Consider the following 15,484-nt stretch of genomic DNA (forward strand, 5'->3'; position numbering starts at 1 on the left):
ATCATCGCACCGGCGATAATCTGCGAAATATCGGCGACACTCTGCGTTTCTCTTTCTTGCCTCCTACCTCTCCGCCTAATATCTTACACCAAGGTCTTTTTTCATCCTTCCGGGAGGAGGCAATGCATCAACTCCGTTCATTACTGATTCTGCTGCTTGCTGCTGCATTCACGATTCCGGTTCATGCGCAGGATGCGCAGCGGCCGAAGAAACTGCTTGTACAGGGTACCGTTGTGGGATATGACGGCAAGCCCGTGCCGGTGGCGCATGCACATTTTGAGCGCATCCCGGAGGCAGGCGTCAAGTTCCATCTTTACGAAGTGCGAACGACGGCGAAGGGAAGCTATATGATGAAGCTGCCGCCCGGGAAGTACAATGTCATGTTCACCGGGGTAAATCATCAGAGGACAACACCTCGTGAGGTGCTTGTACAAGATGGACAGCAGAATACGCTGCATGCGCGACTTCCCCTTTCCCCGTTTGTGCCTGTAGCAGATATGGACTCTGTCCATCTCTGCTACGACGATGATTGGAGCGGCAGGGACATCGATACCCTGATGGAAAAGACAGGAGAGGGACAATTCTCCATGCGCGTTCGCGTGCGAAACCTTATGGGCCATTTTTGCTACCATGTGGCAAACACCATGCCCGACCGGCGTGTAAATGGAACGCAGCAGGATTACTATGATTACGATGGCGATGGCGATTACATGAGCTGCATCGGCCTCGGCTCGTACGGCACCGAAACGGATACCACACTGACCATTCACTTCGATGCCAGGCTTCTTCCCTATCCGACACCGGAATTCCCGATGGCATACCAGGACAGCGTGTGGGGGCCCATGCTTGAAACACCACGCGCAAAACTGATTGCCGAGCTTGAAGCAATTGATGCGGAAAAACGCTCAAGGTCATTTTTTCCATTGCCGAAAAAGTCAATCACTGAACTCCCTGACAGCGCGATATACTCCCAGCATGATACTGTCATTCTGTTTCGGGGCGACTCGATACACCTTTCCGATACCACCTACGTGTGGGAAATTCGTGAGGGGATGCAGCGGCTGGCAGATCTCGAGCAATCCTTCAGTGATAAAATTGCCACCGCATCAAGCGTGGATAAACCCGGGATCTATCTCCGCTACCTCCATGCGCTACGCGCCTCGTCGATTCGCAGACTTTCTGAGACTGGACGCAAGCTCGCGGAGGAAGCTCTGGAAAGCATTCCTCCAGACTCGGACCTATGGGAGCTCAGTTCGTCCTACACCCTGAGCCGCTATATCCTTAAGGACTCTCTGCACTATTTGCTCCGCATGGCTCGAGAGCACCCCAGCGATGAAATCGCCTACAACGTATTCGAGAATTTGCTCAGCAACCTTCGCTCAGAAATTCGATGGAAAGAAAAGAATCAACAGTCACCCGGCGCCTTGCCAGCCCTTCGTGACTCTATAGAAACTGCGGCGTATGCGAGGATTCCTGATGACAGGTATCATGGGAGGCTCGTGTTCGCTGCACATGGGAACAGGGCAATGAACGCGTACATGATAGAACATTTGAAGGCAAACCTTGAGAAGGAAACAGCGTTTCTGAAGTACCTGCCTGAGGACGCACTCGCCGGTGAAACCATGCCGGCCTTTCAGTTTGAGTCCTTAACTGATGAAGAAATTCCTTTTTCAAGTGCAGTACTGGCTGGGAGTCCCTACATCCTCATCATGTGGAGCGTCGAGAGCTGCGGACTCACAAGCTTACTGTCGATATATGACGATCTCTTTCGTCGCTACCATGATCAGGGATTGGAAATCGTAAACATCATAAGCAGCAAGAGCAAAGCAAAGGCAGAGTTTTTCCTCGACGTACTGAATGAATACGAATACGCGCAGCAATGGTATAACTGCCATCACAGTACGGGCTCTGCATTCCCGATGGAGAAGTGGCTGGTACACCCCCTGACGCCTATGGTCCTCCTGGTGGATGAACTGGGTAGAATCGTCGCATCCGGAGAGCATATCAGCGGATCTGCCGCCCTCGTCACCGTCCCGAAATTCTTTGAAGATCGGTCGAAATAGACAAATTTCATTGACGGCCTGACCGCTGAAATCCACTCGGGACAATAGCCAAGGGTTGCCTTTCCCCCTCCCCTGAACTCCCGGGGCGCTTCCGCTGTTATCTCTGTATCACACAATTTTGAGGTTGATACATGGACAAACAGGATTTCGAGGTCACCGTACGGGAGACCTGGGAAGGAATAGAGAAGGCGATCGATCAGCTGGCGCTCGATGGCGTGGAGACGTATCCGGAGAACGGCGGGATGCAGCTGATGTTCGATGACGGCAGTTTCATCACCCTGCATCGCGATGATGAGCTGATGCAGATCAATCTGTTGCGCGGGGAATACCGTATGCCGTTTTATTGGGATACCGTGGAAGAGCACTGGTACGCGCGCGCCGACGAACGGCACCTGCTCACGGTACTCAATGAAGTGCTCACTGAAAAGCTCTCCCAAAACGTCGTCCTGCCTGATCTCGTATGAACACGCCCGCAGACGCATATCCCGGGTCGATGTTCTCTTTGACCAACCATGAAATCTGGGTGCTGACCGCACATGCAGAGGGACGCGATGCGGGACAGGTGGCCACGTGGATCATGCCGGCCACGCTTGTGCCGGACAAACCGCGCATAACTGCCGTCCTTTCCCCGCAGAATTACACGCATGGAATCATCACCGAGACCGGACGCTTCATGCTGCATCTTCTGGCCGAGGATCAGCACGCGCTGCTTCCGCACTTCGGGTTGAAAAGCGGACATGATACCGACAAGTTTGCGGACCTCGACTTCCGGCGCAGTGCAAGCGGTCTGCCCATTCTCAACGGCTGCTGCGGCTGGGCTGAATGCCGCGTTGCCACCTCGCTCGACATCGGTGATCGCATCATCTATGTTGCGGATATCCTCGAGCAGGAAGTGCGTCCGGGCATGACGCCCCTGCGCAAACAGCAGGCGTTCGCCGCACAGCCGGCGGATATCCGCCAACGGCTCGAGGAAAAGCATCGGCTCGATGGTGAGCGTGACAGAAAATTCCTCACGGTATTTGGCGGGTAAGTGATGCATGACAGTCAACGCGCATATCGCTGGCGCGGCGTCTTCATTGCCGCGATTATCCTGCTCAGCTGGTGCAGCGCAATTGTGTATGCCCTGTCAGCAGACCTCAGCAGCATGCTCTGGCTCGCCTTTCCTCTCGTGCCGCTCATTACGTTTCTGTATACCGGACTATTCATCACCGCCCATGATGCCATGCACGGCACGGTGGCTCCTGCACATCCGGCGCTCAATGCCGGGATCGGACGCCTGGCGACAGCGCTCTACGCACTCTTTTCCTTCTCAATGCTGAGGAGAAAACATGCCGAGCATCATGCCCATCCCGCAAGCGCGGACGATCCGGATTTCCATGACGGACGCCATCCTTCACTCCTTCGCTGGTATGTTCACTTTTTCTTCACCTATGTGACGTGGAAACAGCTGCTCGGTATGGCGCTGCTGTACAACGCCCTCAAGTATCTCGCTGGCGTCCCGGACCTCAATCTGCTGCTGTTCTGGGTCCTCCCAGCCCTTCTGAGCACATTCCAGCTGTTTTACTTCGGTACCTATCTCCCGCACCGGGAAGGCGACGAACCGTACCGCGAACCCCACCGCGCGCGCAGCAATGCCTATGGCGTCACACTTTCCTTCCTCACCTGCTACCATTTCGGGTATCACGAAGAACACCACATCCATCCCGGCATCCCCTGGTGGCGGCTTCCGGGATATCGCAGGCAATTAGTCCAGCCTAACTATTGAATTAGGCTTACTTAATACTGTATTCACCCCCTTTTTCCCCTTGTTCAGTCATTTTTTCGCCATTTCTCATTCATGGTACTCGTTTCTTCCCTCCTGATTTTTCATTCTTCCTGATAGAATCCCTACCTTAGTCATTATCCCATTCATTAATTCTGGAGTTTCATTTGGCTACTGCAAAGAGCGGCGACACTGTTCATGTTCATTACACCGGTTCCCTGAGTGACGGCACGGTATTTGATTCCTCCCGCGAGCGCGATCCCCTTTCCTTCACTATCGGTGCTGGACAGGTGATTCCCGGCTTCAACAATGCGGTTGAGGGAATGAATGTCGGCGATACCGCGAAAGTGGACATCCCTGCAGCAGATGCATATGGCGACTACCGCGACGACTTTGTGATCAACGTCAAGCCGACGGACATCCCGAAGGAGATCACCCCGGAAGTGGGTATGGATCTGCAGCTGCATCAGCAGGACGGCGGCGCAGTTCCCGTCAAGGTGACCGCGATCACCGAGGAAGCCATCACACTCGATGCAAATCATCCCCTCGCAGGTAAGGACCTGACTTTTGAGATCGAACTCATGGAAATCAGCGAGGGCGAGCAGGCCTGATCAAGGATGCTCATACGAAATTTCAAGAACAGGCGGTCACATGGCCGCCTGTTCGCGTTTATGCGCACGCATCATGCGAGAAAGCTGCGTATGGCTGCATGCGGTCATGGCCTTTCCCCTTGTCCTTCATCCTGACGGGGACCATTTTGCGTCCCTGAATCCCGGCCGGGGAGTGCCGGGACACAACACATCACAATAGGGAGAATTGCCATGAAGCATCATGCGCAGGCTGTACCCACACGCGGTACGCAATATTTACGTCTCGCACAGTCCATCACCATCCTTCTCGTCGCCGGCACACTGCTCTGCTCCTGTGGGGAAAGCAGCAATGAAGCGCCGACGCTGCCCTCATCCTATCTCGCGATGCGGAAAAGCGATCTCGTGCATGCGCCGTACCACCGCAGCAACCCGTTCGATTCGGTCGGCATCCAGCACAACATGCTGGTTCATCATTTCATATCGTCTACCGTACCCTGGGACACGCTCGAGATGTCGCATATGCTGGGACGCTGTCAGAGCAGCGCGGCAGAGTGGGGAAACAAAATGCTGGGCTATTCCCGTGAGCAGAGCCTGGGTCTCGTGCAGTCCGCCTTCGCCCTCGGCATCGACAGCACGGCACGCCTGCGTCTCGCGGCATACGACAGTCCCCTGGCCACCTCGCGTGAACGCCATTACCTCCGCCGCATAGGAGAAATCTTCTGCGAGCAGACGCGCTTCGAAGAAACACAGCGCCAGCTCGACAACCTCGAGCGCGAAATCCTCGCCGAGCAATGGCCTGAGGGAAATGAAACCGAGGTGCTGGCGCGCATGGCCATCAGCATTGCGCGGCACAGCTATGCGTACTGGAAGCGCATGATGGTTGAAGTGAGCGGACTGCCTTCAGACGAAGGCGCATTGCGCAAAACCGCGACGGACGTCATCATCAGGACAAACTCAAAAGTGCAGATCATCAGTGCGGCAGATGTCATTGCCGGCACCTCGGCAGCCGAGGCCGTATCGGGAGCAGGCCTTCTCACGCAGATCAAGGTGGGACTCATTTCCGCCGGCGCAGTCTCCGGCGCCGTGGCCGTGATTGTATACTTCGATGACATCGTAAGCTTTCTCAACGGCATCATGCCGTGGAACTGGTGAGTACCGAAATGCGACGCCTGCTCATGTACATCGCCATCCTCCTGCTCGCCATGCTCTCGGTCTTCCAACTCGCGTGGATGTAGTCCCCTCCGGGAGGTCTGGATAGCGAAAGCAGCCTGCTGCCTGGCTGACTATGGAAAAATGGAAGAATTGAAAGATGGAAATATGTCCTCAAGGATGTTTCCATCTTTCAATCATTCCATCATTCCATCCTGAATCGTCCCCACGCTCCTTGTCACGCCGTAGTCCTGAAGGGACGAAGGCGGATGCGTGGGGACGCAGATCTCTGAATGCTCCGCGTTCATTCCATTCTGCAATAGCAACCAGAGTTTATTCCATGACCATATCACGCTACCATTTTTTCAAACTTAATCAACCACATTTCCTGACATGTACTGTCTCCGAATGGCAACCGATTTTTGCGTATCCTGAATACAGGGATATCGTTCTCAACAGCCTTTCCTTTCTGACCAGCACGCGGGATCTTACCCTCCATGCCTACGTCATCATGGAGAATCACCTGCACATCATTGCCAGCGGACACGATATTGAGAAACAAATCTCACGATTTCGATCCTATACGGCGCGCAGTATACTTGATCTTCTTGAGGCTAGCCGCAGAAGCAAAATACTTGACCTTTGCAAAGGAAAGGGATTAGCACTGCGTCGTGACAGAACGCATGCACTCTGGGAAAGCGGCTCATATCCGGAACTGATTCGCAACATGACAATGATGGAACAGAAAATTAACTACATACACAATAATCCGCTTAGACGCGGTTACGTAGATGATCCCACACATTGGCGATATTCATCTGCCAGAAGCTACTCTGGATATGCAGGGGAATTGGATGTGGAAATTCTGGGCTTGTGATCGAATGAACGCAGAGCGTTCAAGGCTTACGTCCCCACGCAGAGCGTGGGGACGATGAGCGAATGCGTGGGGACGATGAGCTGCGCGACGCGCAAACACTTGCGCGAAGCGCAAAGAACGCCCCGAAGGGGCTCAAACTTCCCTTAGTGACTTCGAGTCTCCGTGCCTTGGTGCCCCCAAGATTCAAAGTCAGCTCAGATCCGCGAAGTCCGCTTCGATCAGTGCTGCCAGGTCCCCGGGTGCGATGAGGATCTGCGCCCCATGCGCGCCGGCGCTGACGTGGATGCTCTCGAAGAGCTGCGCGGTCTCGTCGATCCACGTGGCGAATTGCTTTTTCATTCCGATCGGGGAACAGCCACCGCGGATGTAGCCGGTGAGCGGCAGCAGCTCTTTCGCGCGTATCATTTCCACTTTCTTGTTGCCGCTGACGGAAGCGGCTTTCTTCAGGTCGAGTTCGAATGGACCCGGGATGCAGAACACCACGATGCCCGTCTTATCCCCCCGCGCCACCAGCGTCTTGAACACTTTCTCATGCTCCGCACCGATCTTGTCGGCGACGGAGATCGCATCGATTTCCCCGTCCGAACTGTCGTAGGTGATCTGTTCGTGAGGAATATTACGTGCTTCGAGTATGCGGGTGGCGTTGGTTTTGGTCGTGCTCACGTTTCCTCGGATGCTGATGGACTGCCGCGAGGGAATAACAGGGTACCGCTTCCGTCCCTTGCGGCGAGGACACAGATTACGTATTCTGCCTCCAATATAATAGGAGTTTTCGGTATGAAAAGCATACCCGGGTGGATTGGGACAGTCCTGTTAATGACTATGACAATGTCGGCACAGCAACCGGACGGTAAAACACAGCAACCGGTCGGTGAGGCACAGTCCCCAGAATACGCTGGACAGCTCCCGGTCCGGGCGGTGCTGCAGCAGTACGTCTCTCCGGCGCAGCCTGAGCAGGACAATCTGCGTGCACTGAAGTGGCAGCCGGGGGATATGCCCACGATTGCCACGCAGGTCGGACTCGGCGTTGCCGGTTTCGTGGTCGCCGAAGCTGTAACCGTGCCGTTCGCACTCATGGGTACACATTTCAACCTCGTGGATCACAACACCGAGAACAGGGTCATTGCGTTCGCCATGATCACAGGGATCAGCGGAGCTCTCGGTCTGACGCAGGGAGTCATCTGGGGCGGGGATATATTTGAAGGAAACGGCAATGGGTGGTGGACGCTGCTCGGCTCAGCCGCAGGAATCACACTCGGTATGATGACGGCCACGGGAATGGACTCGGACGAAGGCTGGGCAGTCGGAGCGGGGATGGCCCTGACCGGCCCCATCCTTGCCTACCATCTCAGCGCTGAGCCGGTGTATGTAGGAACTGCATATTCCCCGTCACCTCCCCTGCAGCAATCCGCCTGCGCCTTACAGCCAACGGGCATGCACGACAACATCCCCCTCCTGCAGCTCAGCATCCCCCTCGGGGAGTAACGAATGAACGCAGAGCGTTCTCCAGAGGCGTCCCCACGCAGAGCGTGGGGACGATGAAGATTCAGACATGAGACTGATTGCGATGTTTCGATTTTCCATTTTTCCATCTTTCCATGCTGCGAACACGGTATAAAAAACAGGCCCCGCCAGGGGCGGGGCCAAATACGATCCCCGCGAAGCGGGGAGCAACAACGATCCGTCGAAGACGGGTCAATAACTTCTACCTCCACCGCCATACACCGGGTTTGCGGGGACGCTTGACCGGTTCTTCGCGCTGGACGATGACGCGGGGTTCGGAAGCCGTAACCGGACCTCCAGAGGGCATGGGAGCAGATGCGGTCGGAGCAGCACTGCGCCGGGTGGTGTCGCCCATGGCGCGGAAGCTGCGCTCGGCAGCGGCGATGAGCTCGGGACGGAGTCCTTCTTTCGCGATTTCCTCGAGGAAGGCGCGGCGGCCGCGGATCAGATCCTTGATGTAATAGTCGATCTGTTCCTGGCTGTAGAGGTGATGGACGTCCCATTCCTCCATGCGCTTGCCGTCGGCTTCGACGATGCTCTCGGTACCGAGGATGCCCTTTTCCCATTTGTTGGTGCCGCGGAGATCACCACGCTGAATGGCGGCCATCAGATCGAGAGGCACACGCTCAGCCTTGCGAACCATCCGCTTACGCATCGTACCGTGATCATCGGTCTCCTCTATGATCTCGCCCATGCCGCCCGTGTTGTAGAGACGGAACTGCACCTGGCCGGGATATTTGTTGACCAGCTTCATGATGATATCGTAGAAGCGGTTCACCTTGCGTCCGCGGCTGCCGATGATAAAATCATCAGTACCCACGATGCGCACCGAGTCACCGGCCTTTTCCGGGTTGGCGGCAAAGCTCAGTGTGGATTCGCCGAACAAGTACGCCAGCACGCCCTGCTCGGGAGTGAGCTTCTGTGCAAAGGGCATGATGGTGTTGCGCCTTGTGATGAAGGCAAACCAGAGGTAATCATTCTCTTCCAGACTGGGGAGGTTGATCGAGGGCGCCGCGATGGAGATCAGCTTGTTCTCGCGCTCGATGAACAACTTGTCCATGCGCACCACGGCACGGCCGTTCCCGCAAAGACTCTCGTCGAGGAAATCGATATTCCCCTTCGAATCGACCATGATGTTTTCCAGCAGCGCGCTCTTGTGCGTCAGAGCGTAATGCATGGCTTCCTGGTCGGATTTCCGCACGTCGGTTTTCACATAGAAGTTGTGCTCCGACCCGTAGGCGGAACCGTCGTCCTTGAGGAAACAGATGTCATCCTGCGATGCGTATGTCATTTCCCCGCGCTTGGGATCCATCTCGAGCTGGTGACAGCTCCAGGTGGATTTTCCCGTTGCCGTCATACCGAAGAGGATGACGCCGTGACGCTTCAGGGTATTTTCCTTCGCGTCGCGTGCGACTACCACCTTACTGCCGGCGTGCAGTCCGAGCATGCCCTTCTCATCCGCCATCCACATGGCCTGGCGCAGGAAGCCCTTCTTGTCCTCGCCCAGGTAGTCACTGCCGAGGCAGATGTTGAGATTGAACTCGGGCATGGTGAGGATTTGCTGGCGACTCTGATGCTCCTCGGGGATGTGAATCATGGTGACGGCGGGACCCGGACGTCCGCTGGGCTCGTCGAGCAGGTTGCCCCACATGTAAGCGAGACGCGCATTGCGCCAGTCGCCAACACTCAGGTACAACGTACAGACAGGGTTGTAGTCAGGATTGTTTCCCATCTGCCGCGTAAGCTTGATAAACGGCAGCGTGGTCATCCAGTTGAGTACCTTCTCCAGCTCATCCGGCGCGTTTTTTACCACTTTTTCCTGGTAGGGAAGAAGTTTGGGAAGGCGCACGAGTTCGGAACCGAGGTACACGGTTTTTGCGGCGAGACGCGAACTCTGCACCGAACGCCAGACATGTGAGCCGTACTGGGTTTTCTGCGCGAACTCCTTGACGCGCGGCTCCAGCCACTTCAGGTTGACTTCCCGGATGTTCGGTCCGTCAAGCTTCGTGACGAGCTGCTCGTAGAACTTCTTGTATACGTCGTTGTTGTAAATGTCTTTCGCCATGGGATTACCTTCCGTTACCGCTGACATGAGTCAAAACGTGCTGCACCATATCGGTTACCGTTGATGCCCCGGCGTTGAGCTGGTAGACGTCGGCCGACTGGAAGAGCTTCTTGAAAAAGCGCTTCTGCAGTTCGATGCGTTCGTCAGTCTTGACCAGCAGATGGGGATTGTAGAACGGATGCTGTGTGCCGCCCGACGAAGTACCCGCGGGATAGCCCATCTCCACGGTGTGCAGGGCGTCGTCAATGTCCATGCGTTCGACGGCGGAGGATACCGGGTCGTTGCGCAGGATGAAGACGTGGCGGATATCGATGCGTTTGACGTGCCGCGCCATTCCGCCGAGCCAGTACGGATCGAGCATGGCGTGCGACTTCTTTGCGCAGTCGTAACTGTACGGGGCGCCGCTGTTGAGGGGACAGCTTTCGTTGAGGCGATGCTGCTCGTTGCGGCAGTCTTCCACCTTCGTGATGACGTTCTCGCATTTGCTCTTGTCGAACAGCTTTGCGAGGGATTCATGTGCCCGCACGGCATTAGTTGGGATGTACATCTTTCGCTCGGGGTTGTCGGCAGCGGCGTATCCACCACCATAGCGCAGGAAGATGTAATCGTAACTGTGCAGGGCCACGGCTTCGTCTTCCTGGAAGACGCGCCAGAACAGGTCGGTTTTCTTCGTGCCTGAAGGACCGATGAACATCACGCCTTCGCCGTTGATGTCCATGGTCAGGGCACGTACCGCGTGGATGTCGAAGACACGCTCGGCAACGTCGGTCACGAGTCCCAGCGCCAGCGAACGCAGCGAGCCGTAATGATCCGAATTGAACAGCACGCCGGTCTTGGTGTCGGAATTGTAGAATGCATGCGGCTCTCGACCGGGCGCACCGTCGACCGCGTAGATCACGCCATGTGGTTCGATGTCCGCTTCCAGCTGTGCGGGATACCAGTTCTCTACCCAGAAGTCGTAGAGGTGTCCGACATTGGTACGCAGCTGCACGATCATGCCGTTGATGTTGGCATTCCACTCGAAGTAGTTGCTGTAGCCAAGCTGCGCTTCCGCTTCGGCCACCATGGCATCGCGCATGCCGACCTTTACATCCCAGTCCACCGGCACGTAATGTTTGTGCACCGTCTCGGTGTTGGTCAGCTTGATGAGCTTGCGCTTCGGCGCCGGCTTGAGTTTGGCCAGCGCGCCTGCGAGACGCTCCATGCCTTCCTGCAGGTTGGCCATGGAAGTTGCGTAGCTGATGCGGATGAAATCGTCCGTCCCGAATGCGTCACCCGGCACGATGGCCACGTTCGCATGCTTCAGCAGGAAGTAGGCCATGCCGTAGCTGTTGCGAATGGGAACGCCGTCGTATTCCATCTTATAGTAAGCGGACATGTTCGGGAAGGCGTAGAATGCGCCGCGGGGCATGGGACAGCTGACGCGGGGCATGGACTGCAGCTTGTACACCACGAAGTTGCGTCGCTTCTCGAACTCGGCGGCCATCTTCGAGATTTCATACTGCGGTCCTTTATACGCCTCGAGCGCGGCTCGCTGCGAGATGGAACTCGGGTTGGATGTGGCGTGGCTCTGCACTTTGGCCATGGCCGAGATAATCTCGGGGGAAGCCGCGGCCCAGCCAATACGCCAGCCCGTCATCGAGTACGCCTTGGACACGCCATCGATGGTGATCGTCCGCTTGCGCACTTCCTCGTTCAGCGACGCGAAGCGGGTGAACTTCAGGCTGTCATATATCAGCTTGCCGTAAATCTCGTCGGCAATGCAGATGAGATCCTCTTCCACAATGACTTCGGCCAGCGCTTCGAGTTCTTCACGCGTGTAGCCGCTGCCGGTGGGATTGGAAGGATTGTTCAGGAACACCGCCTTGGTCGACGCATTGACCGTATCGCGCAGCTGCTCGGGTGTCAGGCGGAAGCCGTCTTCCTCGCGGGTCTGCACGATCACGGGACGACCGTTCGCCAGCTTCACCATTTCCGGGTACGACACCCAGTAGGGAGCGGGAATGATCACTTCGTCGCCATCGTTGACGATGGCCATCATCGCGTTGTAAATGGAATGCTTCGCGCCGTTGGAGACCATGATCTCCGTGGCCGGGTCATACGAGAGCTGATACTCTTCCTCGAGATGCCGCGCAATGGCCTTGCGCAGCGGGAGGATGCCCTCGTTGGCCGTGTACTTGGTAAAGTTCTCGTCGATCGCCTTTTTGCCGGCCTCCTTGATGTGCGCGGGTGTCCCGAAATCGGGCTCACCCACACTGAGGTCGATGACATCGACCCCCTGCTCCTTGAGCGCCTTGGCCTTGGCGGCGACTTTCAGCGTCGGCGAAGAACCTATAAGGTGAATTCTGTCTGCCGTCACGTTATTACCTCAATGATGGTCGTTTACTGATTGCATCCACACCGCGCGATACTGAATTGGCAGCGGTGAAGGACCGGGGAAACGGGCTGCGCATGAAGGGACCTTTAGTCCTCTTCCCCTGCCAGCTTATCCTTGAGGAATTTCGCGAGGTCAACGCCGGTGAGTGTCTTGACGACATCCGGGACCTGCGAAATGACATCGGCGATCTGTCCGGTAAGCTGCGTGGTGCCCAGCTTGCCGTCCGCTCCGCCGAGCAGCGTGATTTTGTCGATGCGCGAAAGCGGCTCGGCCACGTTCTTCGTGAGCTCGGGCAGCACGTCGAGAACCATCTGGTACATCGCGGCCTGGTTGTACTGTCCGTACGCCTTCGCCTTTTCGATCATCGCATCGGCCTCGGACTGTCCGAGCATCTTGATGCGTGCGGCTTCGACTTCGTTTTCCTTCGCGCGGGCCTGCATCTTGGCCTCGGATTCTTTCACCACACGAATGCCCTCGGCTTCCGCTTCGGAAATGATCTGCACCTTGCGGGCCTCGGCCGGCTTGATGATGTTCGCTTCGAGTTCCTTTTCCTTGCGCTTGATCTCTTCGGCCTGGACTTTCGCCTGCTCCTGCGTTTCGATCAGCTTGACCTTGTATTCCTCCTGCTTGACGTCCTGCTCGAGACGGTAACGCTCGAGTTCGTAAGAGGAGTCTGCCTGCGCGCGAACCTTGTTGACTTCGATCTGCGACTTGGCTTTGAGCTCTTCATTCTTCCAGTTGCGTCCGGCAACCTCGGCAGCGGCAGTAAGCTTGGCGACTTCCGCTTCCTTGTTTGCCTGTGCAGCGAAGATGGCGGCGTCACGATCATACTCGGCCTGCTTCACAACAGCGTCGCGCTTCGCGGCCGCAATGCGCGGTTTGGACAGTGCTTCGAGATAGCCCTGCGTGTCATTGATATCCTTGAGCGCGAAGGAAATCATGGACAGACCCATGCTTCCCAGATCACGCACGACAGCGTTGTAAACACGGTTCGCAAATTCGGCGCGGTCGGAATACAGTTCCGTCACCGTCATGCCGCCGATGGCTTCGCGCACTTTGCCTTCGAGTACAGTCTGCGCAACTTCGTGCACGGCACTGGTGCCGCCACCCATGAAGTTCTGCGTGGCGAGGAAAATGGCGTATTCATTTGAGTCAATTTTCACCTGTGCGGAGGACTCGCTCAGGATGGGAATACCGTCCTTCGACAGCACTTCCGGCGTCTTGATGGTAACGGTGACGACCTCAATGGGCAGGGTGTCGGCCTGTTCGGTGAAAGGATTGACAAAAGAACCGCCGCCGATACGGAATTTGTATCCGATCTCCTGCGTCGCGCCATCTGGCGTGGTGATCTGGCTCTTGCGGCCGCTGACCACGAGCACTTCATTGGGGCCGGCCTTGCGGTACTGCCGCGTCATCCAGAAGATGAAAGCAGCGATCAAGACAACGAGGACGGCAATGATGATCCAAGTAAGCATTTAAGCCTCCAAAACACTTGGGGAAAGTATCGATTCGATATTGTAAGAATCCGTGATGGACAGTGAACGTTCGGGCCCTTTCGCTTGCGTTAGGCAGGATGCACGCGAGCATCTCGACAATAAATACAAACTTACTTATCCTTTTTTTAAGGCACAAATGCTCCTTTCCCTGTCGTATATTGGGATCATGAACATTTACGCCGTCATTATTCTCGTTACCCTGCTGCTCACGACCGCGCTGGAAGTGTGGGCCGACCTTCTCAACCTTCGCGCACTCTCGCCCGAGCTGCCTGACGAGTTCAAGGACGTCTATGATGAAAAGGAGTATGCACGTTCGCAGGAATACACCCGCGTGCGGACGAGATTCGGATTTATCTCCGGCGGATTTGACCTGCTGATAATGCTGCTCTTCTGGTTTTCAGGGGGATTCAACTGGCTGGATGTGCAGCTCCGCACACTGGAACTGGGACCGATATGGACGGGACTTCTTTACATCGGGAGCCTGAGCGCGGGTATGGGAATCCTGACACTCCCGTTTTCCGTGTATTCCACCTTCGTTATCGAGGAGCGCTTCGGCTTCAACCGCACCAGCGTTAAAACCTTCATTCTCGACATGCTCAAAGGTGCTCTGCTGGGGGTGCTCATCGGGGGACCCGTGCTGGCGCTCGTGCTCTGGCTCTTCCTTACGGCCGGCACCATCGCGTGGCTGTACGCATGGCTCGCGGTCACTGCGTTCATGATTGTCATGCAGTACATCGCTCCCACCTGGATCATGCCGCTGTTCAACCGTTTTACCCCGCTTGAAGAGGGTCCGCTGCGCGATGAAATTCTCCGCTATGCCGACTCTGTCCAATTCCCTTTGAAAGGGATTTTCGTGATGGACGGTTCAAAACGCTCGTCCCGTTCGAACGCGTTCTTCACGGGATTCGGAAAGAACAAGCGCATCGTGCTCTTCGACACGCTGATAGAAAAGCATGATGTGGAAGAACTGACATCCGTACTCGCACATGAGATCGGGCACTACAGGAAAAAACATATCATCGTCGGACTGCTGCTCAGCGTGATCGAGACCGGGGTCATGTTTTTCCTGCTGTCGCTGTTCATATCGCAGGCCGCTCTCGCGCACGCGTTTTTCATGGCGCATGTATCGGTGTATGCGGGACTCGTGTTCTTCGGCATGCTCTACTCACCTGTGTCCTTCCTGCTGTCCATTGGGATGAATGCCCTTTCGCGTAAGCATGAGTTCGAAGCAGACCGCTATGCCGTGCTCACTTATCGGAAGCCTGACGCCATGGCATCAGCGCTCAAAACACTTTCCGTCACGAATCTCAGCAACGTCACACCGCACCCGGTGTACGTCTTCCTCCACTACTCCCATCCCCCCATGATCGAACGCCTCCGCCACATCGTACGCGTCGCTGCTGAGAAAATCCCCCACCGCTCCAAACTCCGCATCGGCGTGAAAGATCTGCTGTAGAGAAGCCAGATTTCAGATTACAGATTGCAGATTCCAAATTGAACTCATCGTCCCCACGCTCTGCGTGGGGACGGGACTTCCGAACGCTCCGCGTTCATTCTTCCCAACAAATCGCCGCAGAGCGGCGGTTGTATACGTCCCCACGC

13 protein-coding genes are annotated in these 15,484 nt (G+C 56.1%); 9 read left to right on the top strand and 4 right to left on the bottom strand.

Features of this window, described 5'->3' with window-relative positions:
- Window positions 1-122: 122 nt before the first annotated feature.
- The 7 genes from KQI65_11020 (at window position 123) to KQI65_11050 (ending at window position 6,441) form a co-directional block, all read left to right on the top strand.
- Window positions 123-2,063: a carboxypeptidase-like regulatory domain-containing protein gene (locus tag KQI65_11020; GenBank protein ID MCB2205271.1), complete on the top strand. Its 1,941-nt coding sequence runs from the start codon at window positions 123-125 to the stop codon at window positions 2,061-2,063.
- 131 nt (window positions 2,064-2,194) lie between these two features.
- Window positions 2,195-2,527, top strand: a complete 333-nt coding sequence (locus tag KQI65_11025; protein MCB2205272.1) for a hypothetical protein — start codon at window positions 2,195-2,197, stop codon at window positions 2,525-2,527.
- Window positions 2,524-3,093 (top strand): flavin reductase family protein, encoded by a 570-nt coding sequence (locus tag KQI65_11030; GenBank protein MCB2205273.1) that lies wholly within the window; start codon window positions 2,524-2,526, stop codon window positions 3,091-3,093. Before KQI65_11025 ends, KQI65_11030 begins: the two co-directional genes overlap by 4 nt.
- A 3-nt stretch (window positions 3,094-3,096) precedes the next feature.
- On the top strand, window positions 3,097-3,828 hold the full coding sequence (locus KQI65_11035; protein MCB2205274.1) for a fatty acid desaturase: 732 nt from the start codon (window positions 3,097-3,099) through the stop codon (window positions 3,826-3,828).
- A 164-nt stretch (window positions 3,829-3,992) separates the two neighbouring features.
- Complete coding sequence (locus KQI65_11040; GenBank protein MCB2205275.1) at window positions 3,993-4,436, top strand: peptidylprolyl isomerase; 444 nt, start codon at window positions 3,993-3,995, stop codon at window positions 4,434-4,436.
- A 210-nt stretch (window positions 4,437-4,646) separates the two neighbouring features.
- A complete protein-coding gene (locus tag KQI65_11045; protein MCB2205276.1) occupies window positions 4,647-5,567 on the top strand; it encodes a hypothetical protein in 921 nt (306 codons plus the stop codon).
- A gap of 337 nt (window positions 5,568-5,904) precedes the next feature.
- On the top strand, window positions 5,905-6,441 hold the full coding sequence (locus KQI65_11050; GenBank protein MCB2205277.1) for a transposase: 537 nt from the start codon (window positions 5,905-5,907) through the stop codon (window positions 6,439-6,441).
- A 189-nt stretch (window positions 6,442-6,630) separates the two neighbouring features.
- Here KQI65_11050 and ybaK read toward each other — a convergent pair whose 3' ends face one another.
- Window positions 6,631-7,104, bottom strand: coding sequence for a Cys-tRNA(Pro) deacylase (ybaK, locus tag KQI65_11055; GenBank protein MCB2205278.1), 474 nt, complete (start codon window positions 7,102-7,104; stop codon window positions 6,631-6,633).
- Window positions 7,105-7,269: 165 nt separating this feature from the next.
- On the opposite strand from ybaK, the gene KQI65_11060 reads away from it, so the two are divergent.
- Window positions 7,270-7,926 carry a hypothetical protein gene (locus KQI65_11060; protein ID MCB2205279.1) on the top strand — a complete coding sequence of 219 codons (657 nt, stop codon included), beginning with the start codon at window positions 7,270-7,272 and terminating at the stop codon, window positions 7,924-7,926.
- Between the two features lie 220 nt (window positions 7,927-8,146).
- Here the strand turns inward: KQI65_11060 and KQI65_11065 are convergent, their stop codons facing one another.
- From KQI65_11065 to KQI65_11075, 3 genes are all read right to left on the bottom strand, one after another.
- Window positions 8,147-10,009: a phosphoenolpyruvate carboxykinase (ATP) gene (locus tag KQI65_11065; protein MCB2205280.1), complete on the bottom strand. Its 1,863-nt coding sequence runs from the start codon at window positions 10,007-10,009 to the stop codon at window positions 8,147-8,149.
- 4 nt (window positions 10,010-10,013) lie between these two features.
- A complete protein-coding gene (locus KQI65_11070; protein MCB2205281.1) occupies window positions 10,014-12,368 on the bottom strand; it encodes an aminotransferase class I/II-fold pyridoxal phosphate-dependent enzyme in 2,355 nt (784 codons plus the stop codon).
- Window positions 12,369-12,472: 104 nt separating this feature from the next.
- Complete coding sequence (locus KQI65_11075) at window positions 12,473-13,861, bottom strand: flotillin (GenBank protein ID MCB2205282.1); 1,389 nt, start codon at window positions 13,859-13,861, stop codon at window positions 12,473-12,475.
- Window positions 13,862-14,048: 187 nt separating this feature from the next.
- Here KQI65_11075 and KQI65_11080 point away from each other — a divergent pair, with 187 nt between their 5' ends.
- Complete coding sequence (locus KQI65_11080; protein MCB2205283.1) at window positions 14,049-15,338, top strand: M48 family metallopeptidase; 1,290 nt, start codon at window positions 14,049-14,051, stop codon at window positions 15,336-15,338.
- Window positions 15,339-15,484: the final 146 nt, after the last annotated feature.

The organism is bacterium, from assembly GCA_020444325.1.
GTDB lineage: Bacteria > Bacteroidota > Ignavibacteria > SZUA-365 > SZUA-365 > BM516.

Bases quoted from the DNA above. Each gene is read 5' to 3' on its own strand.
- KQI65_11020 (MCB2205271.1), top strand. From the start codon at position 123: ATGCATCAACTCCGTTCATTACTGATTCTGCTGCTTGCTGCTGCATTC.
- KQI65_11025 (MCB2205272.1), top strand. From the start codon at position 2,195: ATGGACAAACAGGATTTCGAGGTCACCGTACGGGAGACCTGGGAAGGA.
- KQI65_11030 (MCB2205273.1), top strand. From the start codon at position 2,524: ATGAACACGCCCGCAGACGCATATCCCGGGTCGATGTTCTCTTTGACC.
- KQI65_11035 (MCB2205274.1), top strand. From the start codon at position 3,097: ATGCATGACAGTCAACGCGCATATCGCTGGCGCGGCGTCTTCATTGCC.
- KQI65_11045 (MCB2205276.1), top strand. From the start codon at position 4,647: ATGAAGCATCATGCGCAGGCTGTACCCACACGCGGTACGCAATATTTA.
- KQI65_11050 (MCB2205277.1), top strand. From the start codon at position 5,905: ATGACCATATCACGCTACCATTTTTTCAAACTTAATCAACCACATTTC.
- KQI65_11060 (MCB2205279.1), top strand. From the start codon at position 7,270: ATGTCGGCACAGCAACCGGACGGTAAAACACAGCAACCGGTCGGTGAG.
- KQI65_11065 (MCB2205280.1), bottom strand. From the start codon at position 10,009: ATGGCGAAAGACATTTACAACAACGACGTATACAAGAAGTTCTACGAG.
- KQI65_11075 (MCB2205282.1), bottom strand. From the start codon at position 13,861: ATGCTTACTTGGATCATCATTGCCGTCCTCGTTGTCTTGATCGCTGCT.
- KQI65_11080 (MCB2205283.1), top strand. From the start codon at position 14,049: ATGAACATTTACGCCGTCATTATTCTCGTTACCCTGCTGCTCACGACC.